General features: G+C 43.8%; 17 protein-coding genes. 10 read left to right on the top strand and 7 right to left on the bottom strand.

Translation table 11 applies throughout. The annotated features are described in order from the left end of the window. Nucleotides 1-107: 107 nt before the first annotated feature. The 6 genes from N5O98_RS18950 to rhaB all read right to left on the bottom strand — a co-directional run bounded on the left by N5O98_RS18950 (nt 108) and on the right by rhaB (nt 7,123). Nucleotides 108-1,007 (bottom strand): AraC family transcriptional regulator, encoded by a 900-nt coding sequence (locus N5O98_RS18950; RefSeq protein WP_004310460.1) that lies wholly within the window; start codon nt 1,005-1,007, stop codon nt 108-110. Nucleotides 1,008-1,182: 175 nt separating this feature from the next. Continuing rightward, complete coding sequence (gene fucO, locus N5O98_RS18955) at nt 1,183-2,337, bottom strand: lactaldehyde reductase (RefSeq protein ID WP_004299884.1); 1,155 nt, start codon at nt 2,335-2,337, stop codon at nt 1,183-1,185. 96 nt (nt 2,338-2,433) lie between these two features. Further along, nucleotides 2,434-3,243 carry a rhamnulose-1-phosphate aldolase gene (gene rhaD / locus N5O98_RS18960; RefSeq protein WP_004310461.1) on the bottom strand — a complete coding sequence of 270 codons (810 nt, stop codon included), beginning with the start codon at nt 3,241-3,243 and terminating at the stop codon, nt 2,434-2,436. Between the two features lie 92 nt (nt 3,244-3,335). Next, a complete protein-coding gene (gene rhaT, locus N5O98_RS18965; protein WP_004310462.1) occupies nt 3,336-4,355 on the bottom strand; it encodes an L-rhamnose/proton symporter RhaT in 1,020 nt (339 codons plus the stop codon). Between the two features lie 3 nt (nt 4,356-4,358). Then, nucleotides 4,359-5,615, bottom strand: coding sequence for an L-rhamnose isomerase (locus N5O98_RS18970; protein WP_004310463.1), 1,257 nt, complete (start codon nt 5,613-5,615; stop codon nt 4,359-4,361). A gap of 50 nt (nt 5,616-5,665) precedes the next feature. After that, complete coding sequence (gene rhaB, locus N5O98_RS18975) at nt 5,666-7,123, bottom strand: rhamnulokinase (protein ID WP_004310464.1); 1,458 nt, start codon at nt 7,121-7,123, stop codon at nt 5,666-5,668. A 235-nt stretch (nt 7,124-7,358) separates the two neighbouring features. On the opposite strand from rhaB, the gene N5O98_RS18980 reads away from it, so the two are divergent. The 10 genes from N5O98_RS18980 to N5O98_RS19025 all read left to right on the top strand — a co-directional run bounded on the left by N5O98_RS18980 (nt 7,359) and on the right by N5O98_RS19025 (nt 15,781). Next, the gene (locus N5O98_RS18980; protein ID WP_004310466.1) at nt 7,359-7,832 is read left to right on the top strand and encodes an arginine repressor; all 474 of its coding nucleotides are present in this window, start codon (nt 7,359-7,361) and stop codon (nt 7,830-7,832) included. Between the two features lie 27 nt (nt 7,833-7,859). Further along, entirely contained in the window at nt 7,860-8,438 is a 579-nt protein-coding gene (locus N5O98_RS18985; protein ID WP_004299851.1) for a GNAT family N-acetyltransferase, read from the top strand. A 13-nt stretch (nt 8,439-8,451) separates the two neighbouring features. Further along, on the top strand, nt 8,452-9,660 hold the full coding sequence (locus N5O98_RS18990) for an argininosuccinate synthase (RefSeq protein ID WP_004310468.1): 1,209 nt from the start codon (nt 8,452-8,454) through the stop codon (nt 9,658-9,660). Next, complete coding sequence (gene argC, locus N5O98_RS18995) at nt 9,657-10,625, top strand: N-acetyl-gamma-glutamyl-phosphate reductase (protein WP_004310469.1); 969 nt, start codon at nt 9,657-9,659, stop codon at nt 10,623-10,625. The genes N5O98_RS18990 and argC overlap by 4 nt, the downstream gene beginning before the upstream one ends. Then, a complete protein-coding gene (locus tag N5O98_RS19000) occupies nt 10,625-11,035 on the top strand; it encodes a four helix bundle protein (RefSeq protein ID WP_004310471.1) in 411 nt (136 codons plus the stop codon). The genes argC and N5O98_RS19000 overlap by 1 nt, the downstream gene beginning before the upstream one ends. 38 nt (nt 11,036-11,073) lie before the next feature. Next, on the top strand, nt 11,074-12,195 hold the full coding sequence (locus N5O98_RS19005; RefSeq protein ID WP_004310473.1) for an aspartate aminotransferase family protein: 1,122 nt from the start codon (nt 11,074-11,076) through the stop codon (nt 12,193-12,195). Between the two features lie 136 nt (nt 12,196-12,331). Further along, the gene (gene proC, locus N5O98_RS19010; RefSeq protein WP_004310476.1) at nt 12,332-13,105 is read left to right on the top strand and encodes a pyrroline-5-carboxylate reductase; all 774 of its coding nucleotides are present in this window, start codon (nt 12,332-12,334) and stop codon (nt 13,103-13,105) included. Between the two features lie 40 nt (nt 13,106-13,145). Next, nucleotides 13,146-13,700, top strand: a complete 555-nt coding sequence (locus tag N5O98_RS19015) for a helix-turn-helix domain-containing protein (protein WP_004310477.1) — start codon at nt 13,146-13,148, stop codon at nt 13,698-13,700. A gap of 7 nt (nt 13,701-13,707) precedes the next feature. Then, complete coding sequence (locus N5O98_RS19020; protein ID WP_004310478.1) at nt 13,708-15,363, top strand: AMP-binding protein; 1,656 nt, start codon at nt 13,708-13,710, stop codon at nt 15,361-15,363. A 217-nt stretch (nt 15,364-15,580) separates the two neighbouring features. Then, nucleotides 15,581-15,781 (top strand): DUF2007-related protein, encoded by a 201-nt coding sequence (locus tag N5O98_RS19025; RefSeq protein WP_032856046.1) that lies wholly within the window; start codon nt 15,581-15,583, stop codon nt 15,779-15,781. A 177-nt stretch (nt 15,782-15,958) separates the two neighbouring features. Here the strand turns inward: N5O98_RS19025 and N5O98_RS19030 are convergent, their stop codons facing one another. Then, on the bottom strand, nt 15,959-16,393 hold the full coding sequence (locus N5O98_RS19030) for a hypothetical protein (protein WP_004305010.1): 435 nt from the start codon (nt 16,391-16,393) through the stop codon (nt 15,959-15,961). Between the last annotated feature and the right edge of the window lie 1,016 nt (nt 16,394-17,409).

Below are 17,409 nucleotides of genomic sequence, written 5' to 3' on the forward strand. Positions count from 1 at the left end.
TCAAGAATGATGGTTTATAGCACATTATCTTCGCCACAAAAGTAACAGTTTTTATGATATTCCCAAAATCAGAGCCAAATAACTAATAGATATGAACTTCATCCTATTCATTCTTCCCGCCCGAACGAACGATACTCCAACGGAGTTAGTCCCGTACGTTTCTTGAAGAAAGAGAAAAAATATTCGGTTGACTGGAAACCTAGAAAAAAAGAAATCTCTTTTACTGACTGGGAAGTTCCCACCAGCATTTGTTTAGCTTTACGAAGTTTCAATTCCTGGAAATATTTAGCCGGAGCATAACCTGTATACTCCTTAAAAACACGTCGAAACCATGAATAACTAATATTGAGTCGCATAGCCAACTCTTCCGGGTCCACATTGCCGGAAACATTTTCATTCATAATGATTTTTGCCTGTTCGATTTTCTGATCCACATCACTCATCTCGAAAACCTTATTCTTGGAGACGGAAAGAATCATCCCTATCATGTGGAGCACAATCCCGGAAAGATATTGTTGCGCGGAAATCTTATCCGCTTCGGCTACGGCAAGAGCACGGGAGAATAATGAGACTAACTCTTCATTAAGGCCTATTTCCAGTATTTGCTGTTCCTGCGACAAAAAAGCATCATCAACAATGGCGTCTATCATAGGCCCCTCGAAACCGATATAATATTCCGTCCAACCAGTCTGCCGCAACGGGCGATAAGTATGCCATTGTCCGGGAAACAATACCATCAGCCGACCTTTACAAACTTGCTTTTCAGAGGTAGAATCAGATGAAAACAAACCACGCCCCTTGGTGATATATACCAATTGATACTCACGAAGCACTCTTCCTTTTTCTGCATTAAAAAAGTAACCGGAAGGATGCTCTTTCAACGGATAAGGTGAATCAGGAGGAATGGATTGATAGCCGACGGTATTTACCCATAGCCCGAATTTACGGTCCATGTCATTTACAATCAGATATTTAAATTCTAATCCCAAACTATTATCCTCGATCATACCGATGTGTTTTCATGTAATTGAGTTGGACAAAAATAGGAATTATTTTCAGAAAAACACCACAGATTACACAGATTTACACAGATTTAATTCTTAAATATCGGCTTCCGATTAGAAAATAATCTGTGTAAATCTGTGTAATCTGTGGTGAAAAGAACTTCCGCAAAAACTAACTTTAGAAAGCTTTGCGATATAGAGCTTCGATATCTGCTACCGAAGTAGGACGAGGATTACCGCCTGTACAAACATCATTGAAAGCAGCTACAGCCAGTGCAGGAATATCTTCTTCCTTCACATTGATTTCATGTAATTTTTGCGGTATATTGATACTGGCAGAAAGTGCTTTCACCGCCTCAACAGCCGCTTTTACTCCCTCGGCTTCACTCATCCCGGTAGTGTCCACTCCCATTGCTTTCGCAATATGGATATATTTCGGAGCTGCCGGAGATTCAGCATTGTATTCCATCACATACGGCAACAATAAGGCATTGGCTACCCCATGAGGAGTATCATAGAACGCACCTAACGGATGCGCCATCGAATGAACAATTCCTAAACCGACATTCGAGAATCCCATACCGGCAATATATTGTGCCTGTGACATAGCTTCGCGGGCTGCCACATCTTTACCATTATCCACAGCTGCTTTCAAGTTTTGAGCAATCATTTCAATGGCTTTCAATTCGAACATATCGCTCATTACCCAGGCACCCGGAGTGATATAACTTTCGATGGCATGAGTCAAAGCATCCATACCGGTAGCTGCAGTCAATCCTTTGGGCATTGAGTACATCAGTTCAGGGTCTACGATAGCCACGGCAGGAATGTCGTTCGGGTCTACGCAAACCATTTTCTTGCGGGCATCTTCATCAATAATCACATAATTGATCGTTACCTCGGCAGCTGTTCCGGCAGTAGTAGGCAGCGCGAAAGTAGGCACCGCTTTGTGTTTGGTATCGGCTACCCCTTCCAGAGATTTCACATCTGCAAAATCCGGATTGTTCACAACAATACCGATTCCTTTGGCAGTATCGATGGAAGAACCGCCGCCCAAAGCAACGATAAAATCGGCTCCGGAAGCTTTGTATGCCGCCACACCATTTTGTACATTTGCAATCGTAGGATTCGCTTTTACATCACTATAAAGTTCGTAAGGAATCTGATTTTCATCAAATACTTTAATGATTTCGGCAGCCACACCAAACTTGATAAGATCTTTATCCGTTACAAAAAAGGCTTTCTTAAAGCCACGTCTGGCTGCTTCCACAGCAATGACACTACGGCATCCGGCACCGAAGTACGAAGTTTCGTTTAAAATAATGCGATTCATGGTTATCTATTTGTTTAAAGGGTTAACCGCAGCACCTTCCAGGGTAGAAAATGCCACGGTTTCTAAAGTAATTAAAATCAATGACTAGTATAAATCTTATTTAGGAAGATTGAAAGCAACTGACATTTCTTTCATCTGTTCCTGACTCATACCATCCGGTTCGAAGCCCATATTTTTAGCTGCGATATAAATCAGAGCCGACTTATTGAGTACATCAATCTGATCGAATGCCTGCATCGCATCGCAATCCACTGCAAATACACCATGTTTCTCCCACATCACCACATCGTAATCCTGCAATTCTTTGATGGTAGCTTCAGCCAATTCCACCGAACTAGGTAATTTATAAGGAATGATACCCAAACCACGCGGGCAGAATGCCTTTGTTTCAGGGATCATACTCCACAACAGATTGGTAGCCACATCTTTTTCCAGAAATTTCGGACAATGTGTCATGGCAATCAGTTCAATCGGGTGTGTGTGTACAGATGCTTTATAAGGAGAGTTTTTGCTCAACAGGTCATTGTGTACGCTCAAGTGAGAAGGCAATTCCGATGTCGGGACTACGGCTTCATCCGCAATAATCACATAGCTGGCACAGTCATCCAGAATACGGATTACCGAACCATTTTCCATCGGCCAGCGGGCTAAATCACGCATGCGTTTATTAGTTCCCTTGCAGTAGAAATAGCAGCCTTTCAGATAAGGAAGAGTCACACCGATAGACTTTACTTCGCTGATCGGCTTCATCTGACGGATTTCATCGTCTACAAACTCTGTGATATTAACAGTGATATTACCACCATTACGTTCAGCCCATCCTTTCTGCCACAAGTATCCGGCAACTTCTGCTACCTTGTTTACTTCTTTGGCAAGTGCCGGACGATTCTCTAAAATTGATTTCATTATATATATATTTTAATTAGGCACGGATTACATGGATTTTGCCGCAAGTTATAAAAAAACTGCGTAATCCGTGTAATCCGTTCTTGATTTTTTTAAAACAAATTTGGGAATACTAAAGAGAAGATAAGTACGATCAGACCAGCTATCAGCACAGTTATAGTCTTGTTTGACACCCCTTTCCATTCTTTCAGAATTATTCCCCAAACATTACTAAAGGTTACGTTCAATGCCATTAGAATACACCAGGAGAAAGCCAGTAACACCGGGCTTTCGGTGAGGAAGCTCTTACCCATTTCCAATCCGAAGAACTGCATATACCATAGTACACCAGCCAACGCACAGAACACTAGATTATTGCCCCACACTTTTCCTTTAGCATAGTCACCCATCGTTTTGTTAACCACATTCTGTTGCAAACAGTAAGCTGCATTTGTCAGGAAGCCTCCAAGCGTAACCAGAAAGATAACCGGAAGACCGGCATAAAGTCCTTCTACTCCACCAGCCAAAGCGGCTTCTTTGATAGGTGTTCCCGCATCCAGTCCCAAAGCAAAGCAGGCACTCATGATACCAGCCAAAAGTGCAACCAGTAACCCTTTTGTCAATGCAAAGTCTTTTACGGCAGCACGTTTTTCTTCTTCACTCATGTTTTGCGCACGCAAGCTACCGGCATACCCGATAATAGCAATACCTGCCAACGTGATGCAAACACCCAACAAAAGAATCAGCCCGTTACCTTCAAACAAGTTTGTACCGGCAAAAAGAGCCGGAAGAAGGGTACCGAAACCGGCACAAGTACCCAGTGAGATACTCTGTCCGAGCGCAACACCCAAATAGCGCATGGAAAGTCCGAAAGTCAACCCTCCTACTCCCCACAATATACCATAAAAGATGCTCATTCCAGCACCTCCTGCTCCCCACAAGTCGAACAAACTGCTCTCTTGGGGTACACCCAGTAGTGAACCCAGGAACGGGAACACTAACCAGGCAAATACACCTTGTATTAACCAGAAGCTTTCCCAGCTCCATTCTTTTACCTTTTTGATAGGTACATAAGAACTGGACTGGCAAAAGCTACCGATGGCTATAATCAATAAGCCGATTAAGATTTCCATAACTTATCGTTTAGAAGTTACTTCGGCTTCGTACTTTTCAATTTCTGCGATGAAATCTTCACCAACAGGAACATTGTTCTTCAAGCAGAACATATCCCAAACTGCATTCCAAGGAAGCGCCTTTTCTTCTTCGAGCAAAGCCAGACGTTGGAATCCCTGTCCGTTTGCTTCGTATTCGCGCAACTTGGCAATCGGTTCGAGCAGAGCACGAGTCATACATTTCTGTGCAGCACGGCTACCAATTACGTATGCACCGATACGGTTGATAGATGCATCGAAGTAGTCAAGACCATAATGTACACGGTCCAAAGCACCGCAGCGAACGATTTCGCTGAACAGTTCCATTGTCGGATCATCCATGATAGTAACATGGTCTGAATCCCAACGAACCGGACGGCTTACGTGCAACATCAATTCAGGCACATAAAGCAACAGTGAAGATACTTTATCAGCTACACTTTCTGTCGGATGGAAGTGACCGGTATCCAGCGTAATCATCTTGTTACGAGAAGCACCATAACCGATATAAAAGTCGTTAGAACCCACTGTATAGCTTTCCAGACCGATACCGAACACCTTAGATTCGATACAATCCTTCATATTCTTATATTCGGTAGCGAAGATCTGATCCAAAGAATCTTTCAGCAATGCACGATATTTCATACGATTTACCGTAATATCCTTGCTTCCGTCATGTACCCAAAGATTCATGATACACGGATCCCCCTGTGCCTTACCCATTTCTTCCGCAACGGCACGACAACGTTTGGTATGTTCAATCCAGAACTGACGGATGCCTTCATCAGGATTAGAAAGAGACAAGTCACCTGATTTCGGATGAGAGAAAGAGGTAGAGTTGAAGTCGAGTTTCATGTTATGTTCTTTACCCCATTCGATCCAGCTCTTGAAATGTTCCGGTTCTACCTGGTCACGGTCTACCACCTTACCCTGGAAATCTCCATAGATTTCGTGCAGGTTCAGACGATGAGTACCCGGAATACAAGAAGCAGCTTTCAAAATGTCAGCACGCAATTCATCAATATTACGAGCTTTGCCCGGATAATTACCGGTTGCCTGAATACCTCCGGTCAATGAGCCGGCCTGTACTTCAAATCCTGCAACGTCGTCAGCCTGCCAGCAGTGGAGTGACAGATGAAAATCCTGCATCGTTTTCAATACTTGTTCGGTGTCTACACCTACTGCTGCATAACGTTCCACAGCAATCTCATACGCTTTCTGAATCAGTTCTTCTTTTTTCATGATATTCTATTAGTTTAAATAAATGATTATTCTGTCGGTTGTTCAATGCATTATCGAACGCAATTCTTAAAATGGATATAAGCCGCGTCCCAAGCTTCCGTATCTTGCGGCTGATAAGTTTTCAACGGGATAGAGCGGTTGATTAACTGGCGCATACCGGCAACATCCGTTGCTTCACCTGCTGCCATTGCCTGAATCATTACATTACCGATAGCTGTTGCTTCGGACGGACCGGCTATCACAGGAATTCCTATCGCATTAGCTGTAAACTGGTTCAACAGATCATTCCGGCTACCGCCGCCAATTACGTGCAATGTATCAATCGGACGGGGAGAAAGCGAACGTAAATTCTCCAATACCTGACGATAACGCAAAGCCAGACTTTCAAAAATACAACGCACCACTTGTCCACGTTTCTCGGGAACTGCTTGTCCGGTAGCCCGGCAATATTCAGCAATAGCCTTCTCCATATCCGCAGGATTCGCGAAACAATCATCATCCGGATTAATCAGACTACGGAACGGCTCGCAAGCATCCGCCTCACTGATTAATTCAGGATAGCTTGTATCTCCCCAATTCAGACGACAACGTTCCAACAACCACATTCCACAGATATTCTTCAACAGACGGATGGTTCCTTCCACGCCACCTTCATTGGTAAAGTTCAACGCTTCCGTTTCGGCATTAATCACCGGAGCATCCGTTTCAACTCCCATCAACGACCAAGTCCCACTGCTCAAATAAGCAAAGTTACGATCGAGTGCCGGAACGGTAGCAACAGCAGAACCAGTATCATGTCCGGCTACTGCAATTACAGGAATTGCCCCCAGTCCGGTTATCTTTTGCACTTCTTCCGTCAATACTCCCACCTTTTCGCCGGGGAATACAAAACGTCCGAAATTCTTTTCACTCAAGCCGACTGCTTTCAACAACTCCGGTTCCAGACGACGTGTTTGAGCATTTACCAGCTGCGCTGTCGAAGCAATTGTATATTCCGTCACCATCTCTCCGGTCAGCATATAACTTAATGCATCCGGCATAAACAGAATTTTATCTGCCGCCTCCAATGCGCTGTCGTGATTGCGACGTAAAGTATCTAATTGAAAAAGTGAATTAAAATTCATAATCTGAATACCCGTTTTGCCATAGACTTCACTACGCGAAATACGGGAGAAAAGAGCTTCCGGTGCACCTACCGTATGAGGATCACGGTACGCGTATGGTTGACGAAGCAGGTTACCGTCTTTTCCGACGCATACAAAATCCACTCCCCAAGTATCAATACCGATAGAAGTAATGGATTCGCCACGATGAGCCACCAACTTCAATCCGTCAATAATATGACGATATAATGCATAAATATCCCAATAGAAATGTCCACCCACTTCAATCAGGTGGTTAGGAAAACGATTAATCTCTTCCAGATTTAATCCGCCTTCAATGAAAGTTCCCAAGATCGTACGACCGCTCGTTGCGCCCAGGTCGACTGCAAAAAAGTTTTGTTTCATGGTATTCTGTCTATATATTTAAGGTATCCATTTACCTACATGGCAAAGATAGGCGATTCCCTCCTCCCTTTCCTTATGTATTTTGATTGAAAGGGTATACATTTTGACACAAAACAAAAAAGCAGGCTCTCACCGTTTAGCATATTTTTCACTTTTATGCAAAAAAACTTTGGTTTTATGCATCTTTTCTCCGAAATAATGCATACTTTTGCACCGTTCTTAGAATAATTATACAATGAAGAAGAAAGCAAATCGGTTAGACGCCATCAAAATGATAATCTCAAGCAAGGAAGTCGGTTCGCAGGAAGAACTGCTGCAAGAGCTGAACCGCGAAGGCTTCGAACTGACACAGGCCACCCTCTCCCGCGACTTGAAACAATTGAAAGTAGCCAAGGCTGCCAGTATGAACGGAAAGTACGTATATGTACTGCCGAACAACATTATGTATAAACGTTCTACCGACCAGAGTGCCGGTGAAATGTTACGTAACAACGGATTTATCTCTTTACAGTTTTCCGGTAACATTGCCGTTATCCGCACCCGTCCCGGTTATGCGAGTAGCATGGCGTATGACATCGACAACAATGAATTCAGTGAAATTCTGGGAACCATTGCCGGTGACGATACAATCATGTTGGTGTTGCGTGAAGGAGTTGCCATCAGCAAAATACGTCAGCTTCTGTCACTCATCATTCCCAATATCGAATAATTATACCTATTATTATATAATAAAGAAATGGACACTCAACAAATAGATGTTATGGTAGCCGACGCCTCACATGAGGTTTACGTTGACACTATTTTGGAAACTATCAGAAATGCTGCCGCCGTACGAGGAACAGGAATTGCGGAACGTACACACGAATACGTAGCGACAAAGATGAAAGAAGGCAAGGCGATTATTGCTCTTTGTGGCGATACTTTTGCCGGATTCACCTACATCGAATCATGGGGAAACAAGCAATATGTGGCTACTTCCGGTCTGATCGTTCATCCCGATTTCCGTGGATTAGGACTGGCAAAACGCATCAAACAGGCTTCTTTCCAACTGGCACGTCTCCGATGGCCGAAAGCAAAAATATTCAGTCTGACCTCCGGAGCCGCTGTCATGAAAATGAACACCGAACTGGGTTATGTGCCTGTCACCTTCAACGAACTGACAGACGACGAAGCTTTCTGGAAAGGATGCGAAGGATGTATCAACCATGATATTCTGGTAGCGAAAAACCGCAAGTTCTGCATCTGCACAGCCATGCTGTACGATCCGACAGAGCCGCGGAACATCAAAAAAGAACAAGAAAGAAATAACATTTAAAAGATACAGCACTATGGAAGAAAAGAAGAAAAAAGTAGTGGTGGCATTCAGCGGCGGACTGGACACATCGTTCACCGTCATGTACCTCGCCAAAGAAAAAGGTTACGAAGTATATGCAGCTTGTGCCAATACGGGTGGTTTCAGCGAAGAACAACTGAAAACAAACGAAGAAAATGCTTATAAACTGGGAGCAGTGAAATACGTGACGCTGGACGTTACCCAGGAATACTACGAAAAGAGCCTGAAATACATGGTTTTCGGAAATGTGCTGCGTAACGGTACTTATCCTATTTCTGTTAGTTCCGAACGTATTTTCCAGGCACTGGCCATCGCACGATATGCCAATGAAATCGGTGCGGATGCCATCGCACACGGTTCTACCGGAGCAGGTAACGACCAGATCCGTTTCGACATGACTTTCCTCGTACTGGCTCCCAATGTAGAAATCATCACATTGACCCGTGACATGGCATTGAGCCGTCAGGAAGAAATTGATTATCTGAACAAACATGGTTTCAGCGCGGACTTCACCAAACTGAAATACTCTTATAATGTAGGTTTGTGGGGTACTTCTATCTGTGGTGGCGAAATCCTCGACTCCGCGCAAGGACTCCCGGAAACAGCCTACCTCAAACATGTTGAAAAAGAAGGCAGCGAACAGCTCCGCCTGACTTTCGAAAAAGGGGAACTGAAAGCTGTCAACGACGAGAAGTTTGACGACCCGATCAAAGCCATCCAGAAAGTGGAAGAGATTGGTGCAGCATACGGTATCGGCCGTGATATGCACGTGGGTGATACAATTATCGGTATCAAAGGCCGTGTAGGATTCGAAGCAGCAGCCCCGATGTTGATTATCGGCGCCCATCGCTTCCTTGAGAAATATACATTGAGCAAATGGCAGCAATACTGGAAAGACCAGGTAGCCAACTGGTACGGTATGTTCCTCCACGAAAGCCAATACCTCGAACCGGTGATGCGTGACATCGAAGCGATGTTGCAGGAAAGCCAGCGTAACGTAAACGGTACGGCTATCCTCGAGCTTCGCCCTCTCTCCTTCTCTACCGTAGGTGTAGAATCGGAAGACGATCTGGTGAAGACTAAATTCGGAGAATACGGTGAAATGCAGAAAGGCTGGACAGCCGAAGACGCCAAAGGCTTTATCAAAGTCACTTCTACTCCGCTACGTGTTTACTATAATAACCACAAAGACGAAGAGATATGATTAAAGCAGGAATCATTGGTGGCGCAGGATATACAGCAGGCGAATTAATCCGTCTGCTGCTCAACCATCCGGAAACTGAAATCGTATTTATCAACAGCAGCAGTAATGCCGGAAACAGAATTACCGACGTACACGAAGGCTTGTATGGAGAAACAGATCTAAGATTCACCGACCAGTTACCTCTGGACGAAATCGACGTTCTCTTTTTCTGCACCGCCCACGGCGACACAAAGAAATTCATGGAAAGTCACAACATACCGGAAGACCTGAAGATTATCGACCTCTCGATGGACTACCGCATTATGAGCGACGACCACGACTTTATCTACGGTCTGCCGGAACTGAACCGCCGTGCCACTTGTACGGCAAAGCACGTAGCCAATCCCGGTTGTTTTGCAACCTGCATCCAGCTCGGTTTACTTCCGCTTGCCAAGAATCTGATGCTGACGGATGATGTAATGGTAAATGCCATTACAGGAAGTACGGGAGCCGGAGTGAAACCGGGTGCTACCAGTCATTTCAGTTGGAGAAACAACAATATGAGCGTGTACAAAGCATTCGAGCACCAGCATGTTCCGGAAATCAAGCAATCACTGAAACAGCTGCAAAACAGTTTCGATGCGGAGATCGACTTCATTCCATACCGTGGAGATTTCGCCCGTGGTATCTTTGCAACGCTGGTAGTCAAAACCAAAGTAGCACTGGAAGAAATCGTTCGTATGTATGAGGAATATTATGCAAAAGACTCCTTTGTACACATCGTAGACAAGAATATTGACTTGAAACAAGTCGTTAATACTAATAAGTGCCTGATACATCTGGAGAAACACGGTGACAAACTATTGATTATCTCTTGTATCGACAATTTGCTGAAAGGCGCCAGCGGACAAGCGGTTCATAACATGAACCTGATGTTCAATCTGGAAGAAACCGTAGGACTACGTTTGAAGCCTTCAGCGTTTTAATGAAGAATGAAGAACGAAGAATGAAGAATTGCCACAATAGAACAAATTCATTATTGAATACAAAAAGCTATTCATTTGCACTTCGAATTGTACAAATGACTAAATATCTTCGAGAAATGAAACAAGAGTTCATCCTCAGCAAACAAATTCTTCGTTCCGGCACTTCTATTGGAGCTTCAATTCGAGAATCCGAATTTGCCCAAAGCAATGCTGACTTCATTAATAAACTAAGTATATCATTAAAGGAAGCTAATGAAACCGACTATTGGTTGAATCTTTTAAAAGATTCAGATTATATCGATTCTAATGCTTTTAATAGTATGGAGATTGATTGTGGAGAACTCATAGCTCTGCTTGTTTCTTCAATCAAAACTGCCAAAAATAATCAAATGAACCATGAAGTAACCTAATTCTTCATTCTTCATTCTTAATTCTTCATTTAATTATTATGAAATTATTCGACGTATATCCTTTATATAACATCAACATTGTCAAGGGCGACGGTTGCAAGGTATGGGATGAGAACGGAACGGAATATCTGGATCTCTACGGAGGTCATGCCGTTATCTCTATCGGACATGCACACCCTCACTATACAGCAATGATAAGTAACCAGGTGGCTAAACTTGGTTTCTACTCAAACTCCGTCATCAACAAGCTCCAACAAGAGGTAGCCGAACGACTGGGCAAGATTTCCGGTTACGAAGACTATAGCCTGTTCCTGATTAACAGTGGGGCCGAAGCGAACGAAAATGCCTTGAAGCTGGCTTCCTTCTATAACGGACGTACCAAAATCGTATCTTTCAACAAGGCATTTCACGGACGGACGTCTCTGGCGGTAGAAGCGACTCACAATCCTTCCATTATCGCCCCTATCAACAATAACGGTCATGTCACCTATCTCCCGCTCAACGATATGGAAGCGATGAAACAGGAACTGTCTAAAGGCGACACATGTGCTGTTATCATTGAAGGAATACAAGGGGTAGGCGGCATCAAGATACCGACCACCGAATTTATGCAGGAACTCCGCAAAGCTTGCAGCGAAACAGGAACGATCCTGATTCTCGATGAAATTCAGAGCGGATACGGACGTAGCGGTAAATTCTTCGCCCATCAATATAATGACATCAAGCCGGACATCATCACTGTAGCCAAAGGTATCGGCAACGGTTTCCCGATGGCAGGTGTCCTAATCAGCCCGATGTTTAAACCGATATATGGTCAATTGGGAACTACCTTCGGCGGAAACCATCTGGCATGCTCGGCAGCACTCGCTGTGATGGACGTCATTGAGCAAGAAAATCTGATAGAAAACGCAAAGGTAGTAGGTAACTACTTACTGGAAGAACTGAAGAAATTCCCGCAAATAAAAGAGGTACGCGGACGCGGACTCATGATCGGACTCGAATTCGAAGAACCCATCAAAGAACTACGTAGCCGCCTCATCTATGACGAGCATGTATTTACCGGAGCAAGCGGTACGAATGTACTTCGCCTGTTACCTCCTCTTTGCCTTAGTATGGAGGAAGCGGAAGACTTCCTTGCCCGGTTCAAGAAAGTACTCTAATCGCTCATTTGATTAATAAACAGCCAACGATAAAAGCAGCCTTTATTAGAAATTTATTTCTTATTCCGGCTGCTTTTTGTTTTTTCGTAATTAACTGTTACCTTTGCCTTTAACAACTCATTAAAAATAAGCGTATATGAAAATAGCCATTATCGGTGCAGGAAACATGGGCGGTTCAATAGCCCGTGGCCTGGCAAAAGGAAGTCTGATAGACGATTCGGACATCATTGTGTCCAATCCGAGTGCCGGAAAACTAGAGAAACTGAAAAAGGAATTTCCGGGTATCTCTATCACCAACAGCAATGTGGAAGCTGCCACAGGTGCAGATATTGTCATCCTTGCTGTCAAACCGTGGTTTATGGAACCGGTGATGCGCGAATTGAAACTAAAAAGCAAACAGATACTCATCTCCGTAGCTGCCGGCATCAGTTTTGAAGAACTGGCTCATTACGTCGTAGCACCGGAAATGGCCATGTTCCGCTTGATTCCGAACACCGCTATCAGCGAACTGGAAAGTATGACGCTTGTTGCCGCCCGCAATACGAACGATGAACAAGACAAATTCATCCTCCGGTTGTTCAGCGAGATGGGAACCGTGATGCTTATTCCCGAAGATAAAATAGCGGCAGCCACTGCATTGACCTCCTGCGGTATCGCTTACGTATTGAAATACGTTCAGGCAGCCATGCAAGCCGGAATCGAAATGGGACTTCGTCCCAAAGATGCCATGCAGATGATAGCACAATCCTTAAAAGGAGCAGCCGCACTGATTCAGAACAATGACACCCACCCCAGCGTAGAAATCGACAAGGTTACCACCCCGGGCGGAATCACAATCAAGGGGATCAATGAACTGGAGCACAACGGATTCACCTCCGCTATCATCAAAGCCATGAAAGCCTCCAAATAATACCATAGAATTATTAATCATAAAAATACGAACCACTTGTATGAATGAACAAATTAAACAGATCGCAGAACGCCTCCGCGGATTACGTGATGTACTGGAACTGACCGCAGAGGATATCGCCCGCGACAGCGACATCTCTGCCGAAGAATACCGACTTGCAGAAACCGGAGACTACGATATCTCTGTCAGCATGTTACAAAAAATAGCCCGTACGTATAATGTAGCTCTCGACGCCCTGATGTTTGGCGAAGAGCCTAAAATGAGCAGCTACTTCGTAACCCGTGCCGGCAAAGGAGTCAGCATCGAACGTACCAAAGCTTATAAATACCAATCACTGGCTTCAGGATTCATGAACCGTACCGCCGACCCGTTCATCGTCACTGTTGAACCGAAAGCAAACAACGAACCAATCCATTATAACCAACATAACGGACAAGAATTCAACCTTGTCATCGAAGGACGTATGCTTATCAACATCGAAGGCAAAGAAATCATCCTCAACCAAGGCGACAGTATCTATTTTAACTCTAAACTTCCACATGGCATGAAAGCGCTCGATGGCAAAACGGTACGTTTTCTGGCAGTAATTATGTAATAACATCATGGTAGAAAGATTTTTATCACAGACCTCTTTCAGTTCACAAGAGGATTTTATCAAAAACTTGAAAATAAACGTCCCGGAGAATTTCAACTTCGGCTATGACGTAGTAGACGCCTGGGCTGCCGAACAACCTGACAAGAACGCTTTACTTTGGACAAATGACAAAGGCGAAAGTCGCCAATTCTCATTTGCTGACATGAAACGATCTACGGACATGACCGCTTCTTACTTCCAGAGCCTGGGTATCGGCCGTGGCGACATGGTGATGCTGATTCTGAAACGCCGTTATGAGTTCTGGTATAGCACCATCGCTCTTCACAAACTAGGAGCAACCGTTATTCCGGCTACTCACTTGCTGACCAAGAAGGATATTATCTATCGCTGCAATGCTGCCGACATCAAAATGATCGTAGCTGCCGGCGAAGGAATCATCCTGCAACATATCAAAGAGGCTCTTCCCGAATGTCCCACGGTTGAAAAGTTAGTCAGTGTCGGTCCGGAAATCCCGGAAGGCTTCGAAGATTTCCATCAGGGTATCGAAAATGCTGCTCCGTTTGTACGTCCGCGCCATGCGAACACTAACGACGACATCTCTCTGATGTATTTTACTTCCGGCACTACCGGCGAACCTAAGATGGTGGCACATGACTTTACTTATCCGTTAGGTCATATCGTTACCGGTAGTTTTTGGCACAATCTGGACGAGAACAGTCTTCACCTCACCATTGCCGATACCGGCTGGGGAAAAGCAGTATGGGGAAAACTCTACGGACAGTGGATTGCCGGAGCCAATATCTTCGTCTACGACCACGAGAAGTTTACCCCGGCAGCTATTCTGGAAAAAATCCAGGAATATCATGTCACCTCTCTCTGTGCACCTCCTACCATCTTCCGGTTCTTGATTCACGAAGACCTGACAAAGTACGACTTGTCTTCACTAAAATACTGCACCATTGCCGGAGAAGCATTGAACCCTGCCGTATTTGAAACTTTCAAGAAGCTGACGGGTATCAAACTGATGGAAGGTTTCGGACAAACAGAAACAACCCTCACCATCGCCACTATGCCTTGGATGGAACCGAAACCGGGAAGCATGGGGCTGCCGAATCCTCAATATGATGTAGACTTGATCGACCATGAAGGTCGCTCTGTTGAAGCGGGTGAACAAGGACAAATTGTAATCCGCACCAGCAAAGGTAAACCTCTCGGACTTTTCAAAGAATACTACCGGGATGCGGAACGCACTCATGAAGCTTGGCACGATGGTATTTATTACACCGGCGATGTTGCCTGGAAAGACGAGGATGGCTACCTTTGGTTTGTCGGTCGTGCAGACGACGTAATCAAGAGTTCCGGTTACCGCATCGGCCCATTCGAAGTGGAAAGTGCGTTGATGACTCATCCGGCTGTTGTGGAATGTGCTATTACCGGAGTACCCGACGAGATTCGCGGCCAGGTAGTAAAAGCTACGATTGTTCTATCCAAAGACTATAAAGCACGTGCCGGAGAGGAACTGATTAAGGAATTACAGAACCACGTGAAGAAAGTGACTGCTCCTTATAAATATCCACGTGTCATCGAGTTCGTAGAAGAGCTACCTAAGACAATCAGCGGTAAGATCCGCCGGGTGGAAATTCGTGAAAACGATAAGAAATAAGTAAAAAAGCACCTATTTATCGATAAATCCTCCTTCACTTGTCTTTTGGCAACCGAAGGAGGATTTCTTATGTGAATCATACTACAAACTGGTCAATTAATACAAATCCTGATTCAATGAATCATTTGTATACTATATATGAAACAATATTGCACCTCTATGTTGCTTTTCTCCCTTATCTTTGTTGCAGTATAAACAAAAACACACTATAAAGATCATGATTACAAGTAGAAAGATTTCTCAAGTCAATGTTTTTGCTGGTAGTCCTTGGGAGGTAGCCAGCGTAAAAAGTTTATTGAATGCAGCCTATATCCAGGTTTCAATGAAAGACAATGGTTTAAACAGTATTTTGATTTCTGTTCCTTGCGAATACTATACTGCGGTCATGCGTGTAATTAATAACAGAAAAGTTTCATAGGTTTTAGGTTTACATATAAATTGAAGGGTTCTTATTGTCAGCAGGAGTTTTAGCTGGATAATACAGTGACTAGCAACTCATTGCACCCTGACAATAAGCTATGACAATAGGCTGACAATAAAAAGATCGTACTTTTATTGTCAGCCTGTTATTTAATAGATTAAATTCACGGCAGAATTATAGAATTCGTTTCAATCTCCTACATATCTTTCTGATCCAGCAGTTGCTACAAATAGCGTTGTCCGACATAGAATTCTTCTCGAAGGATCGCAGTCTTTCGTATTGTTCCTCCACCATTTTCCATAAACCGTCCAGTCGCGAACTTTGTCCTCTAATTGCCATTAATTCCTGATCCCGCATATTCAAAAGTGAAGCATACAATCTGCTGGTTTTGTTTTTTTCCATGCAAAGTTGCTCTAACTCATCGATATATTCAGACGTAATTCCCAGCTTAGTCCGTTTTATGAATTGCTGAATACTATCATCATCTATGGAAACTGTATCGTTCTCATAAGACACTGTGATTTTTTTCATTTCCACCCAGAGCCAGATATACTCTTTCTCGAGTCGGTATTTCTCGGCTGCCGCTTCTATGCTAATCCATTGTGACATAGTGTTTGTTTTTAATTTGTTATACAACAAGGAATAAATAGTGCTCTGTTGATGTTGATTCAACAAACATTCGCGCTTTTTGTATTCCGGGCGGACAGGAGATTGGGGTTGGGGATTTATAAGGATCATGAAACCAACCGGGTACAATAAAAGCGTGAATGCTGTTGAATCATTATCCACCTCTGAGGCCTAGCAAAACCTTTCCAAAAGATAATGATAACAACAGACATCCACGCTAATCGTTTATATATAACACATCTTTCATCGATATGTTGACATACGACCATTCACGTGGAATATCTGTTGAATCACCCCTCTTTGGAAAAGAAACTTGCTAGATTTCAGAGGAGGGGGATAATGCAATAATATTCCTATTTCAAAATAAATAACGCTTCTTACCTGTTTCACCACACTGGTGAACAGAAAGCGTATGACAAAGATATGCTTTTTTTTCGAAACAAAGTGGAAATACGGAAATAAATACAGGAAGTTTTGTATTGAAAGAGAGGAAGTTCAATATTAGCAAAGAGCGTATAAAAAATATAAACTCGCTACGAAGCGAATGTCGCCCCTGTTAAATGAATGCTGCGCATCTGGTATCTTTCACTAAAGAAGCAGGTATTGTCCTGCTAAAGTAACAGTATTGTTCAGCTAAGGCAGCAGTATTGTTCAGCTAAAGTGCCGGTATCTTCACCTTCCCACGGCCGTGGTGACTTCTTTCCACAGCCGTGACGAATTCCTACCACGGCCGTGGGAAGATCTCGTCACGGCCGTGGCGAACTACCAATACCGGTAAGTTAACGTAAGAATAACGGTGTCTTTATGCAACAAAGTTACTACAAAAAAGTGAAATGCGGAAGAATATGGTAATGGATTTGATTTACAGGGGTTTCATTTACGCTGCCAATTATTCCGAGAGCCATTACAATCCACGCCGAAGCCAAATCAAGACGGAGCTACGTTACTTGTTCGTAACCACGCCCAATAGGTGACGAAATGGACACGAATAACGAAAC

Origin of the sequence: Bacteroides sp. LFL-34 (assembly GCF_027257075.1) — a bacterium.
GTDB classification, from domain to species: Bacteria; Bacteroidota; Bacteroidia; order Bacteroidales; family Bacteroidaceae; genus Bacteroides; species Bacteroides ovatus.

What these genes read in the sequence shown, in the direction of transcription:
- N5O98_RS18950 (WP_004310460.1), bottom strand. Translation starts at nt 1,007, where the DNA reads ATGATCGAGGATAATAGTTTGGGATTAGAATTTAAATATCTGATTGTA.
- fucO (WP_004299884.1), bottom strand. Translation starts at nt 2,337, where the DNA reads ATGAATCGCATTATTTTAAACGAAACTTCGTACTTCGGTGCCGGATGC.
- rhaD (WP_004310461.1), bottom strand. Translation starts at nt 3,243, where the DNA reads ATGAAATCAATTTTAGAGAATCGTCCGGCACTTGCCAAAGAAGTAAAC.
- rhaT (WP_004310462.1), bottom strand. Translation starts at nt 4,355, where the DNA reads ATGGAAATCTTAATCGGCTTATTGATTATAGCCATCGGTAGCTTTTGC.
- N5O98_RS18970 (WP_004310463.1), bottom strand. Translation starts at nt 5,615, where the DNA reads ATGAAAAAAGAAGAACTGATTCAGAAAGCGTATGAGATTGCTGTGGAA.
- rhaB (WP_004310464.1), bottom strand. Translation starts at nt 7,123, where the DNA reads ATGAAACAAAACTTTTTTGCAGTCGACCTGGGCGCAACGAGCGGTCGT.
- N5O98_RS18980 (WP_004310466.1), top strand. Translation starts at nt 7,359, where the DNA reads ATGAAGAAGAAAGCAAATCGGTTAGACGCCATCAAAATGATAATCTCA.
- N5O98_RS18985 (WP_004299851.1), top strand. Translation starts at nt 7,860, where the DNA reads ATGGACACTCAACAAATAGATGTTATGGTAGCCGACGCCTCACATGAG.
- N5O98_RS18990 (WP_004310468.1), top strand. Translation starts at nt 8,452, where the DNA reads ATGGAAGAAAAGAAGAAAAAAGTAGTGGTGGCATTCAGCGGCGGACTG.
- argC (WP_004310469.1), top strand. Translation starts at nt 9,657, where the DNA reads ATGATTAAAGCAGGAATCATTGGTGGCGCAGGATATACAGCAGGCGAA.
- N5O98_RS19000 (WP_004310471.1), top strand. Translation starts at nt 10,625, where the DNA reads ATGAAGAATGAAGAACGAAGAATGAAGAATTGCCACAATAGAACAAAT.
- N5O98_RS19005 (WP_004310473.1), top strand. Translation starts at nt 11,074, where the DNA reads ATGAAATTATTCGACGTATATCCTTTATATAACATCAACATTGTCAAG.
- proC (WP_004310476.1), top strand. Translation starts at nt 12,332, where the DNA reads ATGAAAATAGCCATTATCGGTGCAGGAAACATGGGCGGTTCAATAGCC.
- N5O98_RS19015 (WP_004310477.1), top strand. Translation starts at nt 13,146, where the DNA reads ATGAATGAACAAATTAAACAGATCGCAGAACGCCTCCGCGGATTACGT.
- N5O98_RS19020 (WP_004310478.1), top strand. Translation starts at nt 13,708, where the DNA reads ATGGTAGAAAGATTTTTATCACAGACCTCTTTCAGTTCACAAGAGGAT.
- N5O98_RS19025 (WP_032856046.1), top strand. Translation starts at nt 15,581, where the DNA reads ATGATTACAAGTAGAAAGATTTCTCAAGTCAATGTTTTTGCTGGTAGT.
- N5O98_RS19030 (WP_004305010.1), bottom strand. Translation starts at nt 16,393, where the DNA reads ATGTCACAATGGATTAGCATAGAAGCGGCAGCCGAGAAATACCGACTC.